At 41.0% G+C, this 8331-nt stretch carries 9 protein-coding genes; 4 read left to right on the top strand and 5 right to left on the bottom strand.

Annotated features, from left to right (window positions below; genetic code table 11):
* Positions 1-390 precede the first annotated feature (390 nt).
* The 4 genes from J3482_RS13475 (at position 391) to J3482_RS13460 (ending at position 2479) form a co-directional block, all read left to right on the top strand.
* Positions 391-819: a transposase gene (locus J3482_RS13475; RefSeq protein WP_206922552.1), complete on the top strand. Its 429-nt coding sequence runs from the start codon at positions 391-393 to the stop codon at positions 817-819.
* Positions 820-878: 59 nt separating this feature from the next.
* On the top strand, positions 879-1058 hold the full coding sequence (locus tag J3482_RS13470) for a hypothetical protein (RefSeq protein ID WP_206922551.1): 180 nt from the start codon (positions 879-881) through the stop codon (positions 1056-1058).
* Positions 1045-1293 carry a hypothetical protein gene (locus tag J3482_RS13465; protein ID WP_206922550.1) on the top strand — a complete coding sequence of 83 codons (249 nt, stop codon included), beginning with the start codon at positions 1045-1047 and terminating at the stop codon, positions 1291-1293. Before J3482_RS13470 ends, J3482_RS13465 begins: the two co-directional genes overlap by 14 nt.
* A gap of 640 nt (positions 1294-1933) precedes the next feature.
* The gene (locus tag J3482_RS13460; RefSeq protein ID WP_206922549.1) at positions 1934-2479 is read left to right on the top strand and encodes a GNAT family N-acetyltransferase; all 546 of its coding nucleotides are present in this window, start codon (positions 1934-1936) and stop codon (positions 2477-2479) included.
* Positions 2480-2543: 64 nt separating this feature from the next.
* Here the strand turns inward: J3482_RS13460 and J3482_RS13455 are convergent, their stop codons facing one another.
* From J3482_RS13455 to J3482_RS13435, 5 genes are all read right to left on the bottom strand, one after another.
* Positions 2544-3770: an MFS transporter gene (locus J3482_RS13455; RefSeq protein WP_206922548.1), complete on the bottom strand. Its 1227-nt coding sequence runs from the start codon at positions 3768-3770 to the stop codon at positions 2544-2546.
* A gap of 4 nt (positions 3771-3774) precedes the next feature.
* Positions 3775-4185, bottom strand: a complete 411-nt coding sequence (locus J3482_RS21860) for a M67 family metallopeptidase (RefSeq protein WP_206922547.1) — start codon at positions 4183-4185, stop codon at positions 3775-3777.
* A complete protein-coding gene (locus tag J3482_RS13445; RefSeq protein ID WP_206922546.1) occupies positions 4182-5528 on the bottom strand; it encodes a ThiF family adenylyltransferase in 1347 nt (448 codons plus the stop codon). Before J3482_RS13445 ends, J3482_RS21860 begins: the two co-directional genes overlap by 4 nt.
* Positions 5529-5715: 187 nt before the next feature.
* Complete coding sequence (locus J3482_RS13440; RefSeq protein WP_206922545.1) at positions 5716-6996, bottom strand: YcaO-like family protein; 1281 nt, start codon at positions 6994-6996, stop codon at positions 5716-5718.
* Complete coding sequence (locus J3482_RS13435) at positions 6977-8320, bottom strand: radical SAM/SPASM domain-containing protein (protein ID WP_206922544.1); 1344 nt, start codon at positions 8318-8320, stop codon at positions 6977-6979. Before J3482_RS13435 ends, J3482_RS13440 begins: the two co-directional genes overlap by 20 nt.
* Between the last annotated feature and the right edge of the window lie 11 nt (positions 8321-8331).

Genomic DNA, 8331 nt, shown 5'->3' with positions numbered 1-8331 from the left:
GCGACAACCATCTTCTTATGCACGTCGAGACCACAGCAACGTTCGTAGAGGATTTCCATGTAGATCCTTTCTGACGGGCTGTACAAATTGAAGGGCTGGCGCAACGACCATAAAAATCACTCTATCCTGCGTGCTTCCCTAAAGGGAGCAACATACTGTGGTGCACCGGGTCGTCGTAGTCAGTCTATTGAGCGGGCTCACGGCACCAGAATGGAACGACCTGCCTTCGCCAGCCACCAAGAAGTCATTCAACACGAGACCATTTTCATCCTTCTGCTGGTGCCGCTCAGGCGGCATGACGGTCTATTGACTTAATACCACAAGAAGGCGTGCAACTGTGAAAAGACGTTTTCCGACCCAGACGCGACGTATGGTGTACAGAGGAGTAAGGTGAACCAGAATAAATTCTTCATCGGCTACCGGAAACACAGCATAACGTGCGTAACTTTCCAAGGTCCGATTCCTCTGATGTCGATTATGAAACCGAATAACATCCACGACGTAAACATCATGCTGCCGCTCATTGGAGAAATTCGCAAAATCAGTGAGCTTCATACCCAGTACCTTGTTGCCGACTTAGGATATCTGGATGCAAAGGACCAGAAGAAGTCATTTCATGACCATGATATGGCAGTCGTAACAGGCTTCAAAAGCAACACCGTACTCACTGAACCCTGCGATACCTCGGGCAGACCGGAGTGTGAACAGGGGCACCGATTGGTATGGGACGGATTCGACAGGGACACAGCAACATCTTGGTTCCGGGGAGATGAGTCGTATTGTCAGGGTTGCCCACTGCAAGGAACCTGCAACAAATAGTTCGGGTTCTCAATGGACGAAAACCCGGTCTTGTATGTTCCTGTTCGTGAGGTGATAAAATGAACAGTATTGACACTTTTGACAGCATGGATCATGATGATAATACAAGAAAAGGTTATTTTGGCGGTGATGAAACCATGGGACAACCAGCATTAAAGGTGGATTTACAGGTAGAATGTCTCTGGGTAACTACAGGTCGGGCAAAAAATGCTTGGCGTCAGCTCTGTGAATACCGTTAAACGATGGGTTGCTGAAAGGAAGTTAGATGCCCAAAAGGTTGGCGCAAACAATTGGATGCGTATTTCGGTGGACTCCATCAAACGACTTCTTCAGTCGGGGGATGAGAACGTCAAGGGCTTCCGAAGATTGAAGAAGCAAATCGATGACATGTCGGATTTGGATTTTAATGTGACAAAAGAGGATTTGCAAGAGATGTCGGATCGCCGTATGGGTAAATTGCCTTGGGGGAACTAACAAGTATATGAGTGTGCCGGTTGCTGTAATTGATACTTCTGTGTTGCTATCGAATGCGAATCGGGAGCATTTGATCACTGCTACGTACGAAAATCTGTACCGACCGGTGTGGTCACCTTAATTATCGCAGAATTAAATCGTGTAATGACCTGGAATTGGATCAAGCATAAAGGCCTGAAGGAACGGGAACAGTGCTCTCGCAGATACAAAGACATGATGGCTCTTCTGACGGCTACATTTGCCTGTGTCGACCCAAAACCACCGTGGCGACAGGCCTGGTCAGAACTAACGTACACCGATGGTTTGCCCATCTGGTCCACCGTCAGATTGGTTGGTGCCAATTTCGTTGTTTCGGCCAACACAGGCGATTTCCCTCCCCAAAACGACTTAGGAAAGCATGTTTAGGAGGGAGTCGAGTACATACGTGTTCCCGAATTCTTAACTCAAGTCGGTTACGAAACCGAATGATTGAAGTATGTGAGCGGGTGCCGAACATCATGAAGTTATTATTTGCGTCGAAGTATGCATTTGTGTGGCGTGCAGCCTTCACATTCCTATTCAGCTTGGTTTCCAATTCCAATGGGCGCGGAGTCTGAGTTATACTTCGAATTTAAATGTGTAAGAGGGGGGGATTTGTTATATGGAATACAACCTGATTAAGGTGAAACCAACAGATCAGGATTTAATTTTCACGTTCTACGAGTGGGAGAAGAATGAAGCTCACCGTGAAAGATATACATGCCGACCCGTAAAAGAAATTGGGAGTTATAAATTGTATTGTGACAATATCACAAAAAAAATTTCAAACGGAGAACGGACGGTTTTTGCACTAACGACTACAGCTAATACAACGAAACCTATCGGCCGAATTATGGCATTTGATTATAACATGAGGAACCATAGTTGTGAATTCGGATATTACATGCCCGTCAAAAATCGTGGTCAAGGTCTAGGCACAAAAATGGTTCAGATGTTTCTATATGAGATGTTTGAAAACCACCATATTCATTTAAACAAGGTTTACGCCACAACCTCCTCTAACAACACAGTGTCTATTGCATTACTCCAAAATATCGGTTTCACTTTGGATGGACGAATGAGAGAACATTATTGGTTCGATCAGGTTGTTTTTGATCAGCTAGTATTTTCTTTATTACGGGCAGAATGGTCAAATATATTCAAATGAACACACGCATTTCAACTTGATTTACAGAGGTCTAATCAATCCTGGAAAAACGTTTTTCGCCTTTTCATCCTTCTGCTGGTGTCACCTCGGCGGCATGGATGTTCAATGACTTCTGTTTGCTGGGAAGTATAAATACCATTCCGGATATAATTACGATTACACCGATTATCAAAAATAGTAAAGAAAGATGAATACGCGTCATTAAAAATCCAAATATAACCATACCTAGAGGTTGTGTAATTGTATCTGCAGCTCCAAGTGTACCAAAAATACGACCTCTCATGTCTTTAGGGATAATTCTTAAATTAATGGCTGGGAGAGTTCCGTTAAGAATGCCAAGAGCTAGACCTTGCAATAACATAAAGAACATATCTAAAGTAATTGATTTAGTACAACCCAACAGGATAATGAATCCTCCTTGAATTATCGAACCGTACACTAAAAGTTGCTTGTATGTGAGGTGTTTAAATGAAAACCCTAATGACAGTCCACCGAATAAGACCCCTACAAGCATACATGCCATTAAAGCTCCAAAAACAAATGCTGTTGAATGAAGAGGCCCATTAACCCAAGCGGTTAACACAATATTAAATGGAGCTAAAGCAAAGTTTGATATAACCGCGATTAACATATTACGCAAAATAGCAGTCGATGTTACGATTGTTCTTAAACCCGCTACCCATTCCCTAGACATTGAAGAACGTTTAATTGTTTGTGAGTTACTCTCCTTTACATTCATAAAACTCAATGTTACGACCGAGACAAGGAATGAAAATGCATTAACTATAAATAATAACGGGGCACCCAGTAAAGAGATCAATACCCCTCCTCCGAACATTCCAATTAAACGAGCCAAAGCACTGCCCGATTTGTTTAACCCTACTGCGCTGGGAAGTTCATCTTTTGAAACAACCTCGGGGAGAAGAGCTGATTGTGCAGGTGAAAACACCGTACCGACTGTTTTCAGCAAAAACACCAAAAAGACAATTAACATAAAAGAAGGGTGCCTGGTTCCTGACAGTAGATATAATCCTAAAGCTAGTACTCCTCGCACTACATCCGATATAAGCATGGTTTTTCGTTTTAACGAACGATCTACTAACACCCCAGCGAACAAACCAAGAAAACCAGGTAACGTCTGAAAAAATCCTAATATTGTTAAGTCTGTTTTGGAGTGAGTAATTGAGATTATGTACCACAGCAGAGAAATATCAAACAAATTGTTTCCAACTGTCGAAGTGACTTGCCCATAAAACAGAAGGGCGAATTGTTTGTTTTTACCGAGTATCATCTTATCACCTCAGATATGTAACTTTTACTGGCTGAAGGCTGGTGTTTGTCGTTAAGTATCCATTGGTCACACGCTCCGATAACGAGTAAATTAGATATGTCATACCAGGGCTCAGGTTCGGTATAAATTCAAGATCCTCTTGGGATGGTATAGCCGCTGACAGTGGATGCGAATGAACCACGCCTCTCCAAACGAGCTGTTTTTTTGAAAACTCTTTTAGGGCCGACAATAATTCATATGGTTCCATCAAAAAATTTATATAAGGATTATAATGGATATTGTTAATCCAATAAACCGTATTTATTAGACCGTTCGTACCACCGAGAATACCACAGCACTCATAAGGGTAAGTTTTCCTCGCTTGAATTTTCAACTCATCGTGTATGAATGCATGGATTACTATTTTTGCACTCATAAGTTCACTCGGGTGGCCAAAGAGTTCAATCCACCGTTCAAATTGTAAGTGTTAGTATATCCTAATTCTTGAATAAACCTCGCTGCATGCTTACTCTGGATTCCTACCTGACATACACAAATTATACGATTAACATCATTCGGAACATTTTGTACAAATGTTCGACCCATTTTCATAACGTGCTCAAATGGAATTGCATCTTTAAATGGGTCTTTCGAACGGATTCGTTTGTCTCTAACATCAACGATTAAAGTATCGCTATTTCCCAACACCGCTAAGAATTCTTGAGGGTTGATAGTGTACCTGCCTTCACTACTTATTCGCTCCTGAATTAGAGAAGAAAAAGTGTGTGAAGAGCAAATAGGGCATTCTTTATTTTTAGACCAGGAAAACCGCTTATGCTGACCTGTTAAGGCATTATATGTTTCAAGCCAATTAAAACGAGACATACCCAAAATTAATTTTATTGCCTCCGTGGCCGCTCTTGTCCCCATATAACCACATACAGTACCTAAAACACCTACTGAGCTACAGTTAACGGAAAGGTCACTAGGCTCCGGAAATAAGCACCGGTAACATCCGGATTCACGTGTAAAAAGTGCAATTTGCCCTGATAATTCTACTGCAGCAACATCAATTAATGGCTTATTCAAAAACATACATGCGTCATTAACAATGTATCTTGTTTCAAAGTTGTCAGCAGAATTTATCACCAAATCATAATCATTAATAATTCCTTCTGCAGTACTTTCATCGATCTTCATGTTATGCGGAATATGAATAACATCTGGATTCATAGGCCTGAGACGATCTATTGCACATTCTACCTTACTACGGCCGATGTCCGATTCTATATAGAGCAGTTGTCTAGTTAAGTTTGTAACATCAACATAATCGGCATCGACTAATCCTATTGTCCCAACACCCGCACCGGTTAGATACATTGCTAGAGGTACCCCTAATCCCCCGGCACCAATTATTAGAATTCTGCTTAAAAGTAATTTGTTTTGTCCTTGGACGCCGATTTTCTCAAGAATCATCTGACGCGCGTATCTTTCATGTGGTACACTTTCCCCACCCGCTATGGCGAAAATAAAATCAACCTCGTCACCGTTATTTAAAATGACGCTTTTTACTGAGGAAGAACTAACCCTTTCGCCGTTTACAAAAATGATTAATGAGTTCACCATTTCATTGAATGGGGTTAAGAACTTTGGCTTTAATTCAGGATACTTATTAACCACGTGTTCGATCACAGAGGAGATAGAAGTGGCGCTTACATTTATCTCATTAAGACTTGAACCGTAATTTACATTTACAGGTATAGAGACCTTAATACTCATTTACTCTTCCTCCAAATGTTATTGTTACATGAAAGCTCGATATCCTCACCCAACTTAGTGGTTGAGGTGAGGATATCGAGCTTTCATTACTTCTTCAGTGGAGCGTCTTGGTTGCATGCATTCGCAGTGTGAAACTGTTTAGCCAGTTTCTTAATAGCGTCCTTCTTTTGACCTACTGTCATTCGATTCACCTCCCTTCAAGGTGCCTTGTATCAAAATGATTAATAACCCTCGTTCCGATGCGTTCCCTATCATAGCACCAATTTTCCATACCGGGGATAATCACACGAACTACCGGTACTCCATATTGAGGATTTGTCAAGTCATAAAAAACAAGATCAAAAAACCCAGCTGTTAAAAGGCGCCTTTTGGTTTCGTTAAATTCATCCCACAAATCGTCAAAAACCGGGAAATCACCAATCGAATCAAAATCTATCCTATCGTCAATGAACATGTATAAAACAGACCTAAGATATTCTTCGTATGGGACTGATATATCAATCTGGTCTAAGTCTTCTCTCGCTCCAGTTGTTATAACACCTCTACTGTGACATACCTCCAAAACAGCTTGTCTTATTGCAATTGTAGGATTAGGGTGGGCAGCAATTCCAGCATTGATATAGCGAACATTCGATACTTCTTTGTCAATACCGATTGCATAAAATGCAGGTACCCTGTACTCATTAGGAAGATATCTTATTTGTAGCTCAATATTCCGGTTAGTAACATTCTCTACAAAGTCCATTAGTTCCTTAGGGAGAGAATTCAGATTCACCAACGGTGCATTTCCACTTATTTGTGCGATAGATAAGCTATCCCGTTCTAGTACTTCTAACAATCCGTGCAATATCGCTTCTAAATAAGTGTTACCAGAAGCTAACCCGACACTAGTGTCCTCGAACAATTTAAATTCCCCACGGTAAAGGTGATATGCAGCACATGCTGGTATCAGTACAGCCTCACCAGATTGCAGTTCCCAAGCTAGTACCCAATCGAGCAATTTATCCAGTAGAAACTGCGCTTCGTCGTGAATGATAAGATCTCTAGGATCAAGTACTCGGATTCCTTTATGAATGTTTTTTAATTTGTTAAAAAATACACGGTTAAAATCGTGTGTGGCACATACGCGTTCCACACTTTCCATGATGGCCCCTATCTTAGCCTCAAGAGCAGAAGTTCCTTTTCCTCCGAACACAGTAATTTGACCGCTTTGATTATCTGGTACGTAGCTGGAGTAATTAGGAACACCCAATCGATCCATACCAGAAATATTGGCAATCCGAGAAATTCCGATTAAATCTCGGATAGAATTTATTCTCTCAAACGTTTCGTCCATTTTCACAACCCTAGACGAGACGTTCGGATTAACTTTTTTCCTTGGGTGGTTTTGAAGCTGTTCAAAAATTTTACTATGCCTATGTAGTTCATTCTCGAGTTCTATTCCAAGGCTATTGATTCTTGCTTGCATAGTATTCTCGGCACTCCTCAACCGTCGATAAGTTATCACTCAATAGCCGTTCTATTACCATCGGGTAATGCTCTGCTAGATGAGCAGCTACACCCATCGAATACTGTATAAGCTCACGTTTCTCATCACATGCGGATCGTTGGGTACCTGAGTATCCAACATCTACTGTAACTGCACGATGGTAACACTCCCCGCCACAAATATGACGCACCCAACACTTACTACAATTTGTTCGATCATCTACCGAAAAATAGAGATTATCTCTATTAGGCAATTCAGGGAAACCATCTTCAATACTTCCTAATTTCCAATCGGGTTCGTCTAAAAAGTGATGACATGGATAAACAGATCCATCTGGACTAATACCAAGTGCACCACTGCCTACATTACACGGATAAAATGAAGTGAGCATCTTTTTACCATTAAGGAATTTATTTATGTGTTCCGTATATGGGGTAAGAGAAACTATGATATTGTCACTTAGTAGTTGCCGATATCTATCGGTCAATGCCTTCCACTTTTCTATATGAGTACGAAATCCAAGAGTTTCCGGATCATAAGCTGGTGTAATGTGAATTTTGTTAAAACCTAATCCAACCAAGTAATCGAATACTTGAACTGGGTCTGCATTCGGATCACTAACAACTGCTCTGACTTCTTTACTTGGATTTATGTATTCCTCCAGCATGAGCTTTGCTGCCTTTAGAACCCTGGCATGTGTTCCACGGCCATCAATGAACACACGTTCTTTATCATGAGTCTTCTCATCGCCATCCATACTAAGGACTAAAGTTACAAAGTGCTCATTTGCCCATTCCACCCATTGTTTATTGAGCAAGGTTCCATTTGTATAAACTGTGAAGAAGAACGTTTTATTAATATTTTGGGTGCTTTCCTCGGCGTAATCGATCATGTATTTAATGATTCGCCCATGAACAAGAGCTTCACCACCAATTAAGCAAACAAATAGCTTTTCTTGATCACCACTTGATTGAATTAATTGGTCGATTGACTTCCTTGCAACTGATTCAGTCATTAAAGGAGTATTAAGATAATTTGCACCCTTCTCCCCCTGATGATCATAGCAATAACTGCAGCCTAAATTACATCTCCGGGTGTTTGCTATGTTTAATTGGTATATACTTGTGACGATATTGGGTGTTTCGTTCGGATCATCATATAATTCTGGATATAGTTCGGGGTTGATTTGTGCTTCTAGATCCTGATTAGCATTTATACGTCGGTACTGCGCAGTTCGTGGATTATAAGCGATTAATTGACTTTCCTCGTCAACAATAGGCAAATACATGATTTCCTTGTTCATTTAAACATCCC

It is taken from the genome of Alicyclobacillus suci, assembly GCF_017329615.1.
GTDB classification, from domain to species: Bacteria; Bacillota; Bacilli; order Alicyclobacillales; family Alicyclobacillaceae; genus Alicyclobacillus; species Alicyclobacillus suci.
The sequence above is the reverse complement of the archived record's forward strand: the minus strand, read 5'-3'. Positions and strand labels throughout refer to the sequence as shown.